22 protein-coding genes and 1 other annotated feature are annotated in these 17,145 nt (G+C 43.7%); of the genes, 19 read left to right on the top strand and 3 right to left on the bottom strand.

The features are described 5' to 3' along the window. Positions 1–49 precede the first annotated feature (49 nt). The 15 genes from Q5C82_RS09065 (at position 50) to rpmA (ending at position 11,769) form a co-directional block, all read left to right on the top strand. Complete coding sequence (locus tag Q5C82_RS09065; RefSeq protein WP_003222596.1) at positions 50–1,342, top strand: folylpolyglutamate synthase/dihydrofolate synthase family protein; 1,293 nt, start codon at positions 50–52, stop codon at positions 1,340–1,342. A gap of 136 nt (positions 1,343–1,478) precedes the next feature. Then, the gene (locus Q5C82_RS09070) at positions 1,479–2,225 is read left to right on the top strand and encodes an A24 family peptidase (protein WP_003222598.1); all 747 of its coding nucleotides are present in this window, start codon (positions 1,479–1,481) and stop codon (positions 2,223–2,225) included. A gap of 133 nt (positions 2,226–2,358) precedes the next feature. Beyond that, the gene (locus tag Q5C82_RS09075; protein WP_003222600.1) at positions 2,359–3,357 is read left to right on the top strand and encodes an SPOR domain-containing protein; all 999 of its coding nucleotides are present in this window, start codon (positions 2,359–2,361) and stop codon (positions 3,355–3,357) included. Between the two features lie 151 nt (positions 3,358–3,508). Next, entirely contained in the window at positions 3,509–4,078 is a 570-nt protein-coding gene (locus tag Q5C82_RS09080; RefSeq protein WP_003222602.1) for a Maf family nucleotide pyrophosphatase, read from the top strand. Between the two features lie 36 nt (positions 4,079–4,114). After that, entirely contained in the window at positions 4,115–4,810 is a 696-nt protein-coding gene (radC, locus tag Q5C82_RS09085; RefSeq protein WP_003222604.1) for a DNA repair protein RadC, read from the top strand. 91 nt (positions 4,811–4,901) lie between these two features. Further along, a complete protein-coding gene (gene mreB, locus Q5C82_RS09090) occupies positions 4,902–5,915 on the top strand; it encodes a cell shape-determining protein MreB (protein WP_003222607.1) in 1,014 nt (337 codons plus the stop codon). A gap of 30 nt (positions 5,916–5,945) precedes the next feature. Next, on the top strand, positions 5,946–6,818 hold the full coding sequence (mreC, locus tag Q5C82_RS09095; protein WP_003222609.1) for a rod shape-determining protein MreC: 873 nt from the start codon (positions 5,946–5,948) through the stop codon (positions 6,816–6,818). After that, positions 6,815–7,333: a rod shape-determining protein MreD gene (mreD, locus tag Q5C82_RS09100; RefSeq protein ID WP_003222611.1), complete on the top strand. Its 519-nt coding sequence runs from the start codon at positions 6,815–6,817 to the stop codon at positions 7,331–7,333. The genes mreC and mreD overlap by 4 nt, the downstream gene beginning before the upstream one ends. 52 nt (positions 7,334–7,385) lie before the next feature. Next, positions 7,386–8,066, top strand: a complete 681-nt coding sequence (minC, locus tag Q5C82_RS09105; protein WP_003222613.1) for a septum site-determining protein MinC — start codon at positions 7,386–7,388, stop codon at positions 8,064–8,066. A gap of 1 nt (position 8,067) precedes the next feature. After that, positions 8,068–8,874 (top strand): septum site-determining protein MinD, encoded by an 807-nt coding sequence (gene minD / locus Q5C82_RS09110; protein WP_003222614.1) that lies wholly within the window; start codon positions 8,068–8,070, stop codon positions 8,872–8,874. A gap of 148 nt (positions 8,875–9,022) precedes the next feature. Next, positions 9,023–9,814, top strand: a complete 792-nt coding sequence (gene spoIVFA / locus Q5C82_RS09115) for a stage IV sporulation protein SpoIVFA (RefSeq protein ID WP_003222616.1) — start codon at positions 9,023–9,025, stop codon at positions 9,812–9,814. Next, a complete protein-coding gene (gene spoIVFB, locus Q5C82_RS09120) occupies positions 9,807–10,673 on the top strand; it encodes a stage IV sporulation intramembrane metalloprotease SpoIVFB (protein WP_003222618.1) in 867 nt (288 codons plus the stop codon). Before spoIVFA ends, spoIVFB begins: the two co-directional genes overlap by 8 nt. Before the next feature lie 57 nt (positions 10,674–10,730). Further along, positions 10,731–10,806 (top strand) — a sequence feature (ribosomal protein L21 leader region). Between the two features lie 13 nt (positions 10,807–10,819). Beyond that, a complete protein-coding gene (gene rplU, locus Q5C82_RS09125) occupies positions 10,820–11,128 on the top strand; it encodes a 50S ribosomal protein L21 (protein WP_003222620.1) in 309 nt (102 codons plus the stop codon). 2 nt (positions 11,129–11,130) lie between these two features. After that, on the top strand, positions 11,131–11,472 hold the full coding sequence (locus Q5C82_RS09130) for a ribosomal-processing cysteine protease Prp (RefSeq protein WP_032727298.1): 342 nt from the start codon (positions 11,131–11,133) through the stop codon (positions 11,470–11,472). A 12-nt stretch (positions 11,473–11,484) separates the two neighbouring features. After that, positions 11,485–11,769, top strand: coding sequence for a 50S ribosomal protein L27 (gene rpmA, locus Q5C82_RS09135; RefSeq protein ID WP_003222623.1), 285 nt, complete (start codon positions 11,485–11,487; stop codon positions 11,767–11,769). Between the two features lie 119 nt (positions 11,770–11,888). Here rpmA and Q5C82_RS09140 read toward each other — a convergent pair whose 3' ends face one another. Further along, complete coding sequence (locus tag Q5C82_RS09140; protein ID WP_136975867.1) at positions 11,889–12,011, bottom strand: hypothetical protein; 123 nt, start codon at positions 12,009–12,011, stop codon at positions 11,889–11,891. Between the two features lie 77 nt (positions 12,012–12,088). On the opposite strand from Q5C82_RS09140, the gene spo0B reads away from it, so the two are divergent. From spo0B to pheA, 4 genes are read left to right on the top strand one after another with little or no spacing between them, the layout of a single operon-like run. Then, a complete protein-coding gene (gene spo0B, locus Q5C82_RS09145) occupies positions 12,089–12,667 on the top strand; it encodes a sporulation initiation phosphotransferase Sop0B (RefSeq protein ID WP_003222627.1) in 579 nt (192 codons plus the stop codon). 33 nt (positions 12,668–12,700) lie between these two features. After that, on the top strand, positions 12,701–13,987 hold the full coding sequence (gene obgE / locus Q5C82_RS09150; RefSeq protein ID WP_003222628.1) for a GTPase ObgE: 1,287 nt from the start codon (positions 12,701–12,703) through the stop codon (positions 13,985–13,987). A gap of 57 nt (positions 13,988–14,044) precedes the next feature. Further along, entirely contained in the window at positions 14,045–14,488 is a 444-nt protein-coding gene (gene thrR, locus Q5C82_RS09155; RefSeq protein WP_003222630.1) for a transcriptional regulator ThrR, read from the top strand. 16 nt (positions 14,489–14,504) lie between these two features. After that, the gene (gene pheA, locus Q5C82_RS09160; RefSeq protein WP_003222633.1) at positions 14,505–15,359 is read left to right on the top strand and encodes a prephenate dehydratase; all 855 of its coding nucleotides are present in this window, start codon (positions 14,505–14,507) and stop codon (positions 15,357–15,359) included. Positions 15,360–15,381: 22 nt separating this feature from the next. Here pheA and Q5C82_RS09165 read toward each other — a convergent pair whose 3' ends face one another. Then, entirely contained in the window at positions 15,382–15,924 is a 543-nt protein-coding gene (locus tag Q5C82_RS09165) for a transcription repressor NadR (RefSeq protein WP_003222637.1), read from the bottom strand. Then, a complete protein-coding gene (locus tag Q5C82_RS09170) occupies positions 15,884–17,071 on the bottom strand; it encodes an IscS subfamily cysteine desulfurase (RefSeq protein WP_003222638.1) in 1,188 nt (395 codons plus the stop codon). The genes Q5C82_RS09165 and Q5C82_RS09170 overlap by 41 nt, the downstream gene beginning before the upstream one ends. Between the last annotated feature and the right edge of the window lie 74 nt (positions 17,072–17,145).

Genomic DNA, 17,145 nt, shown 5'->3' on the forward strand with positions numbered 1-17,145 from the left:
GGCGGTTTCTAGAGGAAACCGCCTTGTCTTATAAAAGAGGGGATTATCATTGTTTACTGCATATGAAGAAGCGCGCAGCTGGATTCACGGGCGGCTGAAATTCGGAGTCAAGCCCGGACTCGGCCGAATGGAGCAGCTGATGGCGCGGTTAGGGCATCCTGAAAAGAAAATCCGTGCGTTCCACGTCGCAGGAACAAACGGTAAAGGATCAACTGTCGCTTTTATCCGTTCTATGGTGCAAGAAGCCGGATATACGGTTGGAACGTTTACGTCACCTTATATCATTACGTTTAATGAACGGATCAGTGTTAACGGGACACCGATTTCAGATGAGGAATGGACAGCACTCGTCAATCAGATTAAACCGCACGTTGAAGCGCTTGATCAAACGGAATACGGACAGCCGACAGAATTTGAAATTATGACGGCATGTGCATTTTTATATTTTGCAGAGTTTCATAAGGTCGACTTTGTTATTTTTGAAACAGGTCTGGGGGGGAGATTTGACTCTACGAATGTAGTTGAACCGCTTTTAACTGTGATCACAAGCATTGGACACGACCATATGAACATTTTGGGAAACACCATTGAAGAAATTGCTGGGGAAAAGGCCGGAATTATTAAAGAAGGTATACCAATTGTTACAGCTGTTACTCAGCCGGAAGCCTTACAGGTTATTCGTCATGAAGCTGAACGACATGCTGCGCCGTTCCAGTCACTACATGATACATGTGTTATTTTCAATGAAGAGGCTCTGCCTGCGGGAGAACAGTTTTCATTCAAAACGGCTGAGAAGTGTTATGAAGATATTCGGACATCTCTGATCGGCACACATCAAAGACAAAATGCGGCTTTGTCCATTTTGGCTGCCGAGTGGCTTAATAGAGAGAACATTGCCCGTATCAGTGATGAGGCGTTAAGAAGCGGGCTTGTAAAGGCTGCTTGGCCGGGGCGGTTAGAGCTTGTTCAGGAACATCCACCGGTATACTTAGACGGTGCGCATAACGAAGAAGGTGTTGAGAAGTTAGCGGAAACGATGAAACAGCGTTTCCCTGATTCCCGCATTTCTGTGGTGTTTAGCGCGTTAAAGGACAAACCGTATCAAAACATGATTAAGAGACTGGAAACCATAGCGCATGCGATTCATTTTGCTTCTTTTGATTTCCCGCGTGCTTCTCTTGCAAAAGATCTCTATGATGCAAGTAAAATCAGCAATAAAAGCTGGAGTGAAGATCCGGGTGATGTGCTCGAATTCATAGAAAACAAAAAGGACTCAAATGAAATTGTGCTGATTACCGGATCACTTTATTTTATTTCTGACATTCGCAAAAGGTTGAAATAAAGGCGTCCAGCCCCGGCAGTATCGAAAATGAGATTCTGCCGGGGTTTTTATGTGTAAAATTGAATATTCCCGATTAGAGTTCAGCCCGCTCACTTTGCTACAATCCATACCAGTATCTTGTAAAGGTGTGTTGTCTATGCTTCTCATTCTTTTTCTCCTCGGGCTGATTCTTGGTTCATTTTATTATACGGCCGGGTGCCGTATCCCCGTACATATATCCATTATCACGCCCCGTTCGGCATGCTCGTTTTGTCGGCGGACATTAACCGCGGCAGAATTAATTCCCATCCTGTCATTCCTTTTCCAAAGGGGCAAATGTAAAAGCTGCGGACATAGAATTTCTTTTATGTATCCCGCGGCAGAGCTTGTGACAGCGTGTTTATTTGCCGCTGCAGAAATACGCTTTGGCTCATCTCCGGAACTATTTCCTGCTGTTGTGTTTATCTCTCTTCTCATCATTGTTGCAGTGACAGATATTCATTTTATGCTGATTCCAAATCGAATCTTGATTTTCTTTCTTCCCTTTTTGGCGGCAGCAAGATTGATTTCTCCGCTTGATTCCTGGTATGTCAGCCTGTTAGGTGCGGCCGCCGGATTTCTTTTCCTGACCTTAATTGCCGCAATCACCCATGGAGGAATAGGGGGAGGAGATATTAAATTGTTTGCGGTGATTGGCTTTATGCTTGGTGTGAAAATGCTGGCAGCTGCCTTTTTCTTTTCTGTTTTGATAGGTGCATTGTATGGAGCGGCAACTGTCCTGACTGGAAGACTCGCCAAAAGGCAGCCGCTTCCCTTTGCCCCCGCAATTGCGGCAGGGAGCATTTTAGCCTATTTATACGGTGACTCTATCATTTCTTTTTATATGAAAATGGCATTGGGCTGACCGCTGAAAAATTTGACGAACGTTTTTTGGACAAGACGACAAAAGTCTTGTTCTTTTTTTTTTCGCCTGTGCTAAAGTGTGTAGCATGAAAAGCCGACAAGAACGGTCAAGCAAATGAAGGGAGGAAGCGGAATTGAAAAAAAGGAAGAATAAAAAAAACAGTAAAGCCGCAGAAAAAGCCCTCAAGGTGACGATTAATGGAAAAGAAGAGACGGTTTACGAACAAGAAACGCCTGAGAATGAGACGGATAAAAACATGACATTTTCAAATTGGGAGGAAAAGAGAAGGGCAGAACAGGAGGTCGCAGCATCCCATGAACATCCCGATGAAGATGAATTTAACTGGGATTCAGAAGAGGACAAGGTGTTTAAAGAGGATCCAAAAGTCGTTCCGCCTTATCAAAAGAAAAAAACAAAGCTGTATGCAAAAGGAAAGGCCGGGGCGGCCAAACCGGTAAAAAGAGTGGCGGCGACGATTGCCTTTGCAGCTGTCATAGGTACCGGATTAGGCTTATTCGCGTTGAACATCTCGGGCAATAAAGAAGCGTCAGCACCAGCCTCTTTAGATGATTCCCTGGGCAGCCAAACGGCAAAAGCCGGAGATACTTCTGCTGATAAACAAAGCTCAGGCGCAGAAAAACAGGCGGCACCAGCTGAAGGTACATATAAAACGTACGCTGTACAAGCCGGAAAATTCTCAAATGAAAAGGGTGCCGAAACGTTAACAGAACAACTGACCGAAAAAGGTTATTCCGCCGTGTCACTGTCAAAGGATGACGGGTATACGTATGTCATCGCAGGCTTAGCCAGTGATAAGGACGTGTCACAGCAGTTAGGGCAGCTTTTAATCGACAGCGATTTTGAAGCCTGGGGCGGCAAGGAGCTTTCCTTATCAATAGAGTCAGATATGACAGATTCCTTCAAGGAAACAGCGGAGCTTGCAGCAAAGGCGATTCTCGGCGAAGACATTACAAAAGCGAGTGTAGAGAAAATAGAAAAGTCGCTTGGTGAAACAAAAGCATCAGAAGCAGGAGAGAAAAAAGCGATTTTGCAGGCATTAAAGGAATTAGAGGACCCAAATGCTGAAGCTGGATGGAAGGCTCAGCAGCAGCTATTAGCCGTCATTAAATAAGAGAAAGTGCCTGAGCCTTCGTCCTTTAGTGACAGGCTTTTTTTATTTTGTCATGAAAAAGTTATTTTTCTGAAATTGTGACAAGCCTCGTGATTTGGTAGGATAAACGAGTATCTTTTTTTCTTAAGCAAACCCTGAAAGGATGACGAACATGACTAAGCCGCTAATACTTGCATCACAATCTCCGCGCAGGAAAGAACTCCTCGATCTTCTCCAGCTGCCCTACTCCATTATTGTCAGTGAAGTAGAGGAAAAATTAAATCGAAACTTTTCACCTGAAGAAAACGTCCAATGGTTGGCAAAACAAAAAGCTAAGGCTGTAGCTGATCTCCACCCGCATGCAATTGTTATCGGCGCTGATACAATGGTATGCCTGGACGGCGAATGCCTCGGTAAACCGAAAGATCAAGAAGAAACTGCTTCTATGCTGCGGAGGCTTTCAGGCCGAAGTCATTCAGTAGTTACCGCGGTCAGCATACAAGCCGAAAATCACAGCGAGACTTTTTATGATAAGACAGAAGTTACGTTTTGGCCCCTCAATGAAGAAGAGATTTGGACTTATATAGAAACAAAAGAGCCGATGGATAAAGCAGGTGCATACGGCATCCAAGGAAGAGGCGCGCTTTTTGTAAAGAAAATAGACGGAGATTATTATTCAGTCATGGGCCTTCCTATATCAAAAACGGTGAGAGTTCTTCGCCATTTTAATATAAAGGCATGACGGTTCTATAAACGGGAAGGGAAAGAAAAGGAGTGCTTGATCATACACGATCTGCCATTAAAACTCAGAGATTTCCCAACGAAAGAAAAGCCAAGAGAGCGGCTCCTGAAAGTCGGAGCCGAGAACTTAGCGAATCATGAACTATTGGCTATATTGTTACGGACAGGCACTAAACACGAATCTGTTATGGATCTGTCAAACCGGTTGCTTCGCTCTTTTGACGGACTTCGATTGCTGAAAGAAGCATCGGTTGAAGAGCTGTCGAGCATCCGGGGAATCGGTATGGTAAAAGCGGTTCAAATACTGGCGGCAGTTGAGCTTGGAAGCCGTATTCATAAATTAGCCAACGAAGAACATTTCGTCATTCGCTCCCCGGAAGACGGCGCAAATCTTGTCATGGAGGATATGCGCTTTTTAACCCAGGAGCATTTTGTCTGTTTATACTTAAATACAAAAAACCAAGTCATCCATAAACGCACCGTATTTATCGGAAGTCTGAATTCATCTATTGTCCATCCGCGAGAGGTGTTTAAAGAAGCATTTAAACGATCTGCCGCTTCCTTTATCTGTGTTCATAATCATCCTTCTGGAGATCCGACGCCGAGCAGGGAAGATATTGAAGTGACAAGACGGCTGTTTGAATGCGGAAACTTGATTGGCATCGAGCTGCTTGACCATTTGGTGATCGGGGACAAAAAATTTGTGAGTTTAAAGGAAAAAGGATATTTGTAACACTTTTTTTTTCGTCGAATTAAGCTATAATAGAGTTTATGAGTTTTTCCCTTTAGGGTATTTTTGCTTTAAGAAAGGAAGATACATACATATGTTTGGAATTGGTGCAAGAGACCTTGGTATAGATCTTGGAACTGCGAATACGCTTGTTTTTGTAAAAGGAAAAGGAATTGTTGTGAGAGAGCCGTCAGTTGTCGCTTTGCAAACGGATACGAAGTCGATTGTTGCTGTCGGAAATGATGCGAAAAATATGATCGGACGGACACCGGGCAACGTGGTGGCACTTCGCCCGATGAAAGACGGCGTTATCGCTGATTATGAAACAACGGCGACGATGATGAAATATTACATCAATCAGGCCATTAAAAATAAAGGCATGTTTGCCAGAAAACCATATGTGATGGTTTGTGTGCCTTCAGGCATTACGGCTGTTGAGGAACGCGCTGTCATTGATGCGACAAGACAGGCAGGAGCGCGTGACGCGTATCCGATTGAAGAGCCGTTTGCCGCAGCAATAGGAGCCAATCTGCCAGTTTGGGAACCGACTGGAAGCATGGTTGTCGATATCGGAGGCGGTACGACAGAGGTTGCGATTATTTCCCTCGGAGGCATTGTAACGTCTCAATCGATCCGCGTAGCCGGTGATGAGATGGATGATGCGATTATCAACTACATCAGAAAAACGTACAACCTGATGATCGGTGACCGTACGGCTGAAGCGATTAAAATGGAGATCGGATCTGCAGAAGCTCCTGAAGAATCTGATAAAATGGAAATCCGCGGACGCGATTTACTGACAGGTCTGCCGAAAACAATCGAAATTACAGGAAAAGAAATTTCTAACGCTCTGCGCGACACTGTATCTACGATTGTTGAAGCAGTGAAGAGCACACTTGAAAAAACACCGCCTGAGCTTGCAGCAGATATTATGGACAGAGGTATTGTGTTAACCGGCGGGGGAGCGCTTCTTCGCAATTTGGATAAAGTCATCAGTGAAGAAACGAAAATGCCGGTCCTTATCGCCGAAGACCCGCTTGATTGTGTAGCGATCGGAACAGGGAAAGCACTGGAGCACATCCATCTTTTCAAAGGGAAAACTAGATAATCGGGAGTTCAATAGAAGAGGTGTAACACGATGCCGAATAAACGGTTAATGCTATTACTTCTGTGTATTATCATATTGGTGGCTATGATTGGATTTTCGCTGAAGGGCGGCCGCAATACCACCTGGCCTGAGAAAGTGATCGGCGATACGACGGGAGTATTTCAAAATATTTTTCATACACCTGCCGAATTTTTTGCAGGGATATTTGAGAACATTAATGATTTAAAAAACACATACAAAGAAAACGAACGTCTGAGAGAAAAGCTTGACGGACAGACACAATATGAAGCCAAGCTTCAAGAACTTGAAGAAGAAAACAAATCCTTGCGTGACGAGCTTGGTCATGTCAAATCGATTAAAGATTACAAGCCAATTTTAGCGACAGTCATTGCCAGAAGCCCTGATAATTGGGCGAAACAGGTCACCATTAATAAGGGGACTCAGCAAAACGTAGCGAAAGATATGGCTGTAACAAACGAAAAAGGCGCATTAATCGGCAAGATCAAAAGCTCCGGCCTTAACAATTTTACGTCTACTGTTCAGCTTTTAAGTGATACTGACCGCAATAACAGAGTCGCGACGAAAATTTCCGGGAAAAAAGGCAGCAAAGGCTACGGCTTGATCGAAGGATATGATAAAGAGAAAAAACGTCTTAAGATGACAATTATTGAGCGTAAGGATAAACAAGACGTGAAAAAAGGCGATCTAATTGAAACATCAGGCACAGGCGGTGTTTTCCCAGAGGGGCTGACAATCGGTGAAGTGACTGATATCGAGTCAGATTCCTATGGATTAACGAAAGTTGCTTATGTAAAACCTGCTGCTGACCTTACCGATTTAAATAATGTGATCGTTGTTAACCGTGATGTGCCGACTGTCGATACAGAGGAGGAAGGATCGTGAAACGTTTCCTTCTCCCTTTCGTTATGATGCTTGTTTTTTCTGCGGAAAGCATTTTTACCGATCTGGTGCATTTTCCGTTCGTTACTGATGATCAGGTGCTTGTCCCGCGTTTTCTGATGCTTGTGCTGATATTTATGTCGGCTTTCATCAACCAAAAACACGCGATGATTTACGGATTTATTTTTGGGCTTCTATATGACATGAACTATACAAGTCTATTAGGCGTTTATATGTTTGGTTTTGCAGGGTTATGCTATTTGGCTTCAAAAGCGTTTAAAGTGCTGCATACAAACGCATTTGTGGTGATATTAATAGCAGTTCTCGCTGTCAGCGTGCTCGAATTTTACGTATTCGGCATTCAGTCGTTGATTCATAAAGATATCATGACGTTTAACGGGTTTGTGCTTGACCGGTTTATACCGACAATTTTATTAAATATTGCAGCCGCTCTTATTCTGGTTCTGCCATTTAGATTGTTTTTTATGAGTCTAAAGAAAGAATTGAGAGATGAGTAAAAAGGATTTTATCTTTTTTTGACGAAATGAGTATGTTGTTGAGGTGAATATTGTGAAGACCAAAAAGCAGCAATATGTAACAATAAAAGGAACAAAGAATGGATTAACATTGCATCTGGATGATGCGTGTTCTTTTGATGAGCTTCTCGATGGTCTTCAGAATATGCTGTCAATCGAACAATATACGGATGGAAAAGGCCAGAAAATCAGCGTTCATGTTAAGCTGGGGAATCGCTTTTTATATAAGGAGCAAGAGGAACAGCTGACCGAATTGATTGCGTCAAAGAAAGATTTGTTTGTTCATTCTATTGACAGCGAAGTCATTACTAAAAAAGAAGCACAGCGTATGAAAGAGGAAGCTGAAATTATTTCTGTTTCAAAAATTGTCCGTTCAGGCCAAGTGCTGCAGGTGAAAGGCGACTTGCTCCTGATCGGTGACGTGAATCCCGGCGGAACAGTTATGGCCGGAGGGAACATTTTTGTTCTGGGTTCACTGAAAGGAATCGCGCACGCCGGATTCAACGGAAATAATCAAGCGGTCATCGCCGCCTCTGAAATGCTGCCGACACAATTAAGAATCAATCACGTGTTAAATCGCTCCCCAGACCACATTCAAAAAGGGAACGAAATGGAATGTGCTTATTTAGATACAGACGGAAATATGGTCATTGAACGCCTTCAACATTTGGCTCATTTAAGACCTGATCTAACAAGGCTTGAGGGAGGAATGTGAATTGGGTGAGGCTATCGTAATAACTTCGGGAAAAGGCGGAGTAGGTAAAACGACAACATCTGCTAACCTCGGTACCGCCTTAGCCATTTTAGGGAAGCGTGTATGCTTATTAGATACTGATATAGGGCTGCGCAACCTTGATGTTGTAATGGGTCTTGAAAATAGAATTATTTACGATCTTGTAGACGTTGTAGAGGGAAGATGCAAAATGCATCAGGCGCTCGTAAAAGACAAACGTTTCGATGATCTGCTCTATTTAATGCCCGCTGCTCAAACGAGTGATAAGACAGCCGTTGTTCCTGAACAAATTAAAAATATGGTCCAACAGCTCAAACAGGAATTTGACTATGTCATCATAGACTGCCCTGCCGGAATTGAGCAAGGATACAAAAATGCCGTTTCCGGAGCTGATAAAGCGATTGTGGTCACAACGCCTGAAATCTCAGCTGTTCGTGATGCTGACCGTATTATAGGGCTGCTGGAGCAAGAGGAAAATATTGAACCGCCGCGGCTCGTTGTAAACAGAATCAGAAATCACCTGATGAAAAACGGTGACACGATGGATATCGACGAAATCGTACAGCATTTGTCGATCGATTTGCTCGGAATCGTGGCTGATGATGATGAAGTCATAAAAGCTTCCAACCATGGCGAACCGATTGCAATGGACCCGAAAAACCGTGCTTCCATCGCATATCGCAATATTGCCCGCCGCATCTTAGGTGAATCGGTTCCTTTACAGTTGCTTGAAGAGCAAAACAAAGGAATGATGGCCAAGATTAAATCATTTTTCGGAGTAAGGTCTTAATGTGATAGAATCAAAGAGAAGAATCTGACAAAGCAATTGCTGTGTCAGGTTTTTTTGTTTTTGTCTGCTTTGTTCCTGACTAAATCGAATAATTGCCATGGACAAGACATATGATGTACAAACCCAACGAATGCAAAGGATGATGGCAATGAGTCACAGAGCAGATGAAATCAGAAAACGATTAGAGAAAAGAAGAAAACAGCTTTCCGGCTCAAAACGTTTCTCTCAGACAGTTTCTGAAAAGCAAAAACCCCCGTCTTGGGTAATGGTAACGGACCAGGAAAAGCACGGAACTCTTCCGGTCTATGAAGATAACATTTCAACATTCAATGGAAAACACCCTTTGGTTAAAACAGATTCAATTATCCTGAAATGTCTTCTGTCGGCCTGCCTTGTTCTCGTTTCCGCCATAGCCTATAAAACAAACATTGGGCCTGTCAGTCAGATGAAACCCATTGTTGCCAAAACCTTCGAAACTGAATTTCAATTTGCCTCAGCAAGCCATTGGTTTGAAACGAAATTTGGCAATCCGCTCGCTTTTCTGGCTCCTGAACATAAAAATAAGGAACAGCAGGTTGAAGTGGGCCAAGACCTGGTCGCGCCTGCATCCGGGAAAGTACAGCAGGATTTTCAGGACAACGGGGAAGGGATTAAAGTCGAAACAAGCAGCGATACAATTGATAGCATAAAAGAAGGCTATGTAGTTGAAGTCAGCAAAGACAGCTTGACGGGACTGACAGTTAAGGTGCAGCATGCTGACAATACCTATAGTATTTATGGCGAGCTCAAAAATGTGGATGTTGCTTTATATGATTTTGTAGATAAAGGAAAAAAGCTCGGCTCAATTAAACTTGATGATCATAATAAAGGGGTCTATTATTTTGCCATGAAAGACGGCGATAAATTTATTGATCCGATACAGGTGATTTCATTTGAATAAATGGCTTGACCTTATCTTAAAGATTCATGTGCATCCTTTTCTTTGGATTATCGCGGCGCTCGGGTTGCTCACAGGCCATATAAAAGCATTATTATGTCTGCTCCTGATTGTGCTGGTCCATGAGCTGGGGCATGCTGCTCTGGCCGTGTTTTTTTCCTGGAGAATCAAGCGTGTTTTTTTGCTGCCGTTTGGCGGAACGGTGGAAGTGGAAGAACACGGGAATCGGCCGTTAAAGGAAGAGTTTGCGGTGATTATTGCCGGCCCTCTTCAGCACATCTGGCTTCAGCTTGCTGCCTGGATGCTAGCAGAATTCTCAGTGATTCATCAGCACACCTTTGAACTCTTCACCTTTTATAATCTTTCTATTTTATTTGTGAATCTGCTGCCGATCTGGCCGCTTGATGGCGGAAAACTGTTGTTTTTGCTGTTTTCCAAGCAGTTGCCTTTTCAAAAGGCTCACCGGCTCAATTTAAAAACGTCGCTCTGCTTCTGTCTGCTGCTCGGGTGCTGGGTTTTATTTGTGATTCCTCTGCAAATCAGCGCATGGGTTTTGTTTGTCTTTCTGGCTGTTTCTTTGTTTGAGGAATACAGACAAAGGCATTATATCCATGTGAGATTTCTCCTTGAAAGGTATTACGGAAAAAACCGTGAGCTTGAAAAACTGTTGCCGTTGACAGTAAAGGCAGAGGATAAAGTCTATCATGTGATGGCCGAGTTCAAACGCGGCTGTAAACACCCGATTATCATAGAGAAATCAGGCGAAAAGCTCAGCCAGCTTGACGAGAATGAAGTGCTCCATGCTTACTTTGCCGATAAGCGGACGAATTCCTCCATGGAGGAATTGCTGCTGCCTTACTAAAATTGATTGACAAACACCTTGTATTTTGGTATATTTTTTAATGTTATGGATGTAGCACCATTGCTACAACCGCTCAGTACAGGTGTTAAGAGCTTTTACAGCCCCCTGGTATCTGGCGAGTCTTAGTCTAATAGGAGGTGCAGAGAATGTACGCAATCATTAAAACAGGCGGTAAACAAATTAAAGTTGAAGAAGGCCAAACTGTTTACATCGAGAAACTTGCTGCTGAAGCAGGCGAAACAGTTACTTTTGAAGACGTTTTGTTTGTTGGCGGAGACAATGTGAAAGTCGGCAACCCTACAGTTGAAGGCGCAACAGTAACGGCTAAAGTTGAAAAACAAGGCCGCGCGAAAAAAATCACTGTTTTCAGATACAAAGCAAAGAAAAACGTTCATAAAAAACAAGGTCATCGTCAGCCTTACACTAAAGTGACGATCGAAAAAATCAACGCGTAAGCATGATTCAGGCAACAATCAGAAGGTCCCGTACTGACAAAAGCTTATTGTCTTTTGAAATGACGGGCCACGCCGACTTTGCTGAACATGGACAAGATCTTGTTTGTGCCGGAGTGACAGCCGTTGTGTTTGGAGCCGTTAACGCGGTTATTGTGCTCGCGGGCTTCGAGCCGCTTCTTGATATAGGGGAGGACGGGGGTTATTTTTACTTTGAATTCCCTGAATCTCTTGATCCGGAGGCGCGTCAAAAAGCTCAGCTGCTGATTGAAGGCATGATTGTTTCGCTTGAGACAATCGAACGGGATTACAAAGATAACTTGCGTGTGACCACAAACATAATATAGGAGGTGAGCTACATGCTTAGATTAGATCTTCAGTTTTTCGCTTCTAAAAAAGGAGTAGGTTCTACAAAGAACGGACGTGACTCTGAGGCTAAACGTTTAGGTGCTAAACGTGCTGACGGTCAATTCGTAACAGGCGGTTCTATCCTTTACCGTCAACGCGGAACAAAAATTTACCCAGGTGAAAACGTGGGCCGCGGCGGAGATGACACTCTATTTGCGAAAATCGACGGAACTGTTAAATTCGAACGTTTTGGTCGTGACCGCAAAAAAGTGAGCGTATATCCTGTAGCTCAATAATGATTCAAAAACTCCGGTCGATGATGACTGGAGTTTTTTTTGCAATATGCGGAGTAAACACCAAGAATGAAATGCAGAGTATGTGCGAGCAGACCCCGCCAAGAATGAGAAGAAACATCTCAAACCCACTGGATATGTTCCCCAAGCAGTAATACATAAAATGTTCTGCCTGGCTGCAAATCAACCATAGTCAGAAAAAAGGAACATGATATTTCTGGGAAAAACATTTGTTTTTCTAACAAAGCCTTCTCTGTTATAATTCATAATACACACTTATACAGACTCCTAAATAAGAAATTAAATGATTGGGAGTGCGAAAATGAAGGATGTTTCAAAAAATCAAGAAGAAAATATAAGCGACACGGCATTAACAAACGAACTGATTCATCTGCTCGGCCATTCCCGGCATGACTGGATGAATAAGCTGCAGCTGATTAAAGGAAACTTAAGCTTGCAGAAGTATGACCGCGTCTTTGAAATGATTGAAGAAATGGTTATAGACGCAAAGCACGAATCAAAGCTCTCAAACCTGAAAACACCGCATTTGGCGTTTGATTTTCTTACGTTTAATTGGAAAACCCATTATATGACGCTTGAATATGAAGTTCTTGGAGAAATTAAGGATTTGTCGGCTTATGATCAAAAGCTGGCGAAACTGATGAGAAAGCTGTTTTATCTGTTTGATCAAGCAGTCAGCAGAGAGAGCGAAAATCATTTAACGGTTTCGCTACAAACGGATCATCCTGACAGACAGCTGATTCTGTACCTTGATTTTCACGGCGCCTTTGCCGATCCATCTGCTTTTGATGATATTCGGCAGAATGGATATGAGGGCGTTGATATCATGCGTTTTGAGATCACAAGTCACGAATGTCTGATTGAAATTGGGTTGGACTAGCGGAGTTTTTAACGGTTTAGAACGGAGGACATTATGTTTGTAGATCAGGTCAAAGTATATGTAAAAGGCGGCGACGGAGGCAACGGGATGGTTGCGTTTCGCCGTGAAAAATATGTGCCGAAAGGCGGCCCTGCCGGCGGTGACGGAGGAAAGGGAGGAGACGTCGTTTTTGAAGTGGATGAAGGTCTCCGCACCCTGATGGATTTTAGATACAAAAAACATTTTAAAGCGATTCGCGGCGAGCATGGCATGTCCAAAAACCAGCACGGGCGAAATGCTGATGATATGGTCATTAAAGTTCCGCCAGGCACCGTTGTGACAGACGATGATACAAAGCAGGTCATCGCTGATTTAACAGAGCACGGACAGCAGGCTGTCATTGCAAGGGGCGGAAGAGGCGGAAGAGGTAATTCCCGCTTTGCTACACCGGCTAATCCCGCACCTCAGCTTTCAGAAAACGGCGAGCCGGGAAAAGAGCGCTACGTTGTTCTTGAATTAAAAGTGCTTGCGGATGTCGGACTTGTCGGATTCCCGAGTGTTGGAAAATCCACTTTACTGTCTGTTGTCTCATCTGCAAAGCCGAAAATTGCGGATTATCACTTTACAACGCTTGTCCCGAATCTCGGAATGGTTGAAACGGATGATGGACGCAGCTTTGTTATGGCCGATTTACCGGGACTGATTGAAGGCGCACACCAAGGCGTCGGACTTGGCCACCAGTTTTTGCGCCATATCGAACGGACACGGGTTATCGTTCACGTCATTGACATGTCGGGCTTAGAAGGCCGCGATCCGTATGAGGATTATGTGACGATTAACGAGGAGCTAAGCGAGTACAATCTGCGTCTCACGGAGCGTCCGCAAATTATCGTTGCAAATAAAATGGACATGCCGCAGGCTGCGGAAAATCTTGAAGCCTTTAAAGAAAAGCTGACAGATGATTACCCGGTATTCCCGATCAGTGCGGTGACAAGAGAAGGCCTTCGTGAGCTTCTGTTTGAAGTCGCCAATCAGCTTGAGAACACGCCGGAATTCCCGCTGTATGACGAGGAAGAGCTTACACAAAACCGTGTCATGTACACGATCGAAAATGAAGAAGTGCCGTTTAACATTACACGCGATCCAGACGGTGTATTTGTGCTCTCAGGAGACAGCCTTGAGCGGTTATTCAAGATGACTGATTTCTCACGTGATGAATCGGTTAAACGGTTTGCAAGACAAATGCGCGGAATGGGTGTTGATGAAGCACTCAGAGAACGCGGAGCCAAGGATGGAGATATTATCAGGCTTCTGGAGTTCGAATTTGAATTTATTGATTAATGATGGCAGAAAGGAGAGCCTGGATGTCAGGCTCTCTATTTTAAAGGGGGGGTGCAAATGAAAGAGGAGACATTTTATCTTGTCCGTGAAGATGTATTGCCCGATGCGATGAGAAAAACATTGGAAGTCAAAAAGCTGCTTGATCGAAAAAAAGCAGATTCAGTAGCAGATGCCGTTCAAAAGGTCGATTTAAGCAGAAGTGCGTTTTATAAATACAGAGATGCTGTTTTTCCATTCTACACTATGGTTAAAGAACAAATTATCACACTTTTCTTTCATTTGGAGGATAGGTCAGGTGCGTTATCCCAGCTCCTGCAGGCGGTAGCGGATTCTGGAAGCAACGTTCTTTCCATTCACCAGACCATTCCGCTTCAAGGGAGAGCAAATGTGACACTGTCTATCAGTACGTCTGCCATGGAAGAGGACATTCATACGTTAATGAATAAGCTCAGGAAGTTTGATTTTGTAGAAAAGGTTGAAATATTAGGTTCAGGTGCATAAGGGAGAGAATATCGTCATGAAAGTCGGTTACTTAGGTCCAGCAGCTACATTCACACATCTAGCAGTCAGTTCTTGTTTTCAAAACGGCGCCGAACATGTTGCTTACCGAACCATACCGGAGTGTATAGATGCGGCAGTTGCAGGCGAAGTTGATTTCGCTTTTGTTCCTTTAGAGAATGCATTAGAAGGATCAGTAAATTTAACGATAGACTATTTAATACATGAACAGCCCTTGCCAATCGTGGGTGAAATGACATTGCCGATTCATCAGCACTTGCTTGTCCATCCTTCAAGAGAGAGTGCATGGAAAGAGCTTGACAAAATTTACTCGCACTCACACGCGATTGCGCAATGCCATAAATTTCTCCATCGTCAATTTCCTTCTGTTCCATATGAATACGCCAATTCAACCGGGGCGGCAGCAAAATTTGTCAGTGACCATCCCGAGCTGAATATCGGGGTAATTGCCAATGACATGGCAGCTTCTACATACGAATTAAAAATTGTGAAACGAGATATACAGGATTATAGGGATAATCATACGAGATTTGTTATCCTGTCTCCTGATGAAAACATTTCATTTGAAGTGAATTCAAAATTGAGTTCAAGGCCCAAAACGACCCTGATGGTAATGCTTCCGCAGGATGAATCAGGGGCGCTGCACAGAGTGCTGTCTGCTTTTTCTTGGAGAAACTTAAACTTGTCAAAGATTGAGTCACGTCCGACTAAAACCGGATTAGGCCATTATTTCTTTATTATTGATATTGAGAAAGCGTTTGATGAGGTATTGATTCCAGGCGCCATGCAGGAGCTCGAAGCACTCGGCTGCAAAGTAAAGCTTCTAGGTGCATATCAGTCCTACCAATTATAAAAAAGCCCAATAAGGGCTTTTTTTAGTCTTTAATTAAAATACCTGCTTCCTCGAGTGCTTGACAGGCTTGGTCGATGCGGTGTTCATCGGGTGCTGTCAGTGTATGGAGATGCACGCCATCAGTCAGCTGTGATAAATAGGCGGCATTTGTTGAATTGATTTTTTCAATGAAATTGCTAACTTCTTTCCGGGTGCCTACTTGGATGGCTGCAGTTAAATCTCCGTATACGGGATGCTCGATTTTTACGTTTTTTACTGTAACACCTTCGTCCACGATGAGCTGCAGTTCCTCTTCTGTCCGTTCAGGACTGTGCAGACAAGCAATGATTCTTTCGGCCTGCTGATGCTGCTGAGTGGCTGCATCCATGTATACATATCCTTGGCTTGTGGCGATAATCGGTTCATTTTTCGCTTTCAAGAGAGATATGTCCTGTACAATAACCTGTCTTGAAACGTTCGCTTTTTTTGCGAGTTCTCCTCCTGTCAGCGGTGATGTGGATTCCTTCAGCCACAGAAGAAGCTGGTCACGCCTGTTGGCGCCCATAAGCTTTAATTCTTCGGTCAATATCGAATTCTCCTTTCTTTTGTTCCCAAAGCGCTGTAAACGTATGTAATAACTTATCCAGCTGTTCAGCTGTTGTATGCCTTCCAAAAGAGATGCGGATAAATTGCAGGGCTTCTTGTTCTGTTTTTCTTAATGCTTTCATCGTTGCAGACGGGCCGTGATAACCGGCAGAACAAGCGCTGCCCGTTGAAATGCAGATATTACTCCGATTACATTCTAACATAACATATTGTCCTTCATATGAGTGAAAAAAACACCCAACAATATGCGGAAGACATTCCGTTTGTGCAGCGTCTGCCGCAAGGGTTACAGGGAGAGAGCGAATACTGATTTGGTCTAAAAAGTATGTTCTTAATGTCTTATTGCGGGATATCTGTTTATCCATTTCGCTTATGATTAGCTCCGCAGCGGCAGTAAAGGCTCCGATTCCGGGGACATTCACGGTGCCGGCTCTGAATCCATGTTCGTGAGTGATGAGAGGATAAACGGGTTTCCAAGGGACATTTGGCCGAATATAGACTGCACCAACTCCTTTAGGGCCGTGGACTTTATGGCTGGACACTGAGAGTGCATCCACCCCTAGCTCTTCTGTATTGATCGGGATTTTTCCAAACGTTTGAACAGCGTCGCAATGAAGAAGAATATCTCTATTGTGGAGGTATGAAGACAGACGTTGGATGGGCTGAATAATCCCGGTTTCAGAATTTGCATGCTGAATAGATACCAGGCCCGTTTCCGGACGGATATGAGCTGCCAATATTTCCTCGGTAATAAGCCCGTATTCATCCGGTTCAATGATTGTTACATCAAATCCATGCTGTTCCAGAAAAGCAGCACAGCTATGAATGGACTGATGCTCCATGGCAGTCGTAATGAAATGTCTTTTTGTTTTTGGCAGGCCGTTTAGCAATGATTGAATGGCCAGAAAATTGGATTCAGTGCCGCCGCTTGTAAAATAAATACCGCTTGCTTCTCCGCCAATGATATTGGCGATTTTTTCACGGCAGTACTCCAGTATGTGCTTTGCTTTTCCACCTGCATCATGCAGGCTGCTGGCATTTCCGTACATATCCATGCTGAGCTTCTGATATACGTTAAGGGCTTCCTTACAAATAGGCGTTGTCGCTGCATAATCTAAATAAATCATCCGGTCTTCCTCCATCCGTTCTCCATAAAAAACTCTTGAGTTTATTTTATCCTTGTGTAAATATAGGTGTCAAG

This window comes from uncultured Bacillus sp. (assembly GCF_958411575.1).
In the GTDB taxonomy this organism is placed as follows: domain Bacteria; phylum Bacillota; class Bacilli; order Bacillales; family Bacillaceae; genus Bacillus; species Bacillus spizizenii.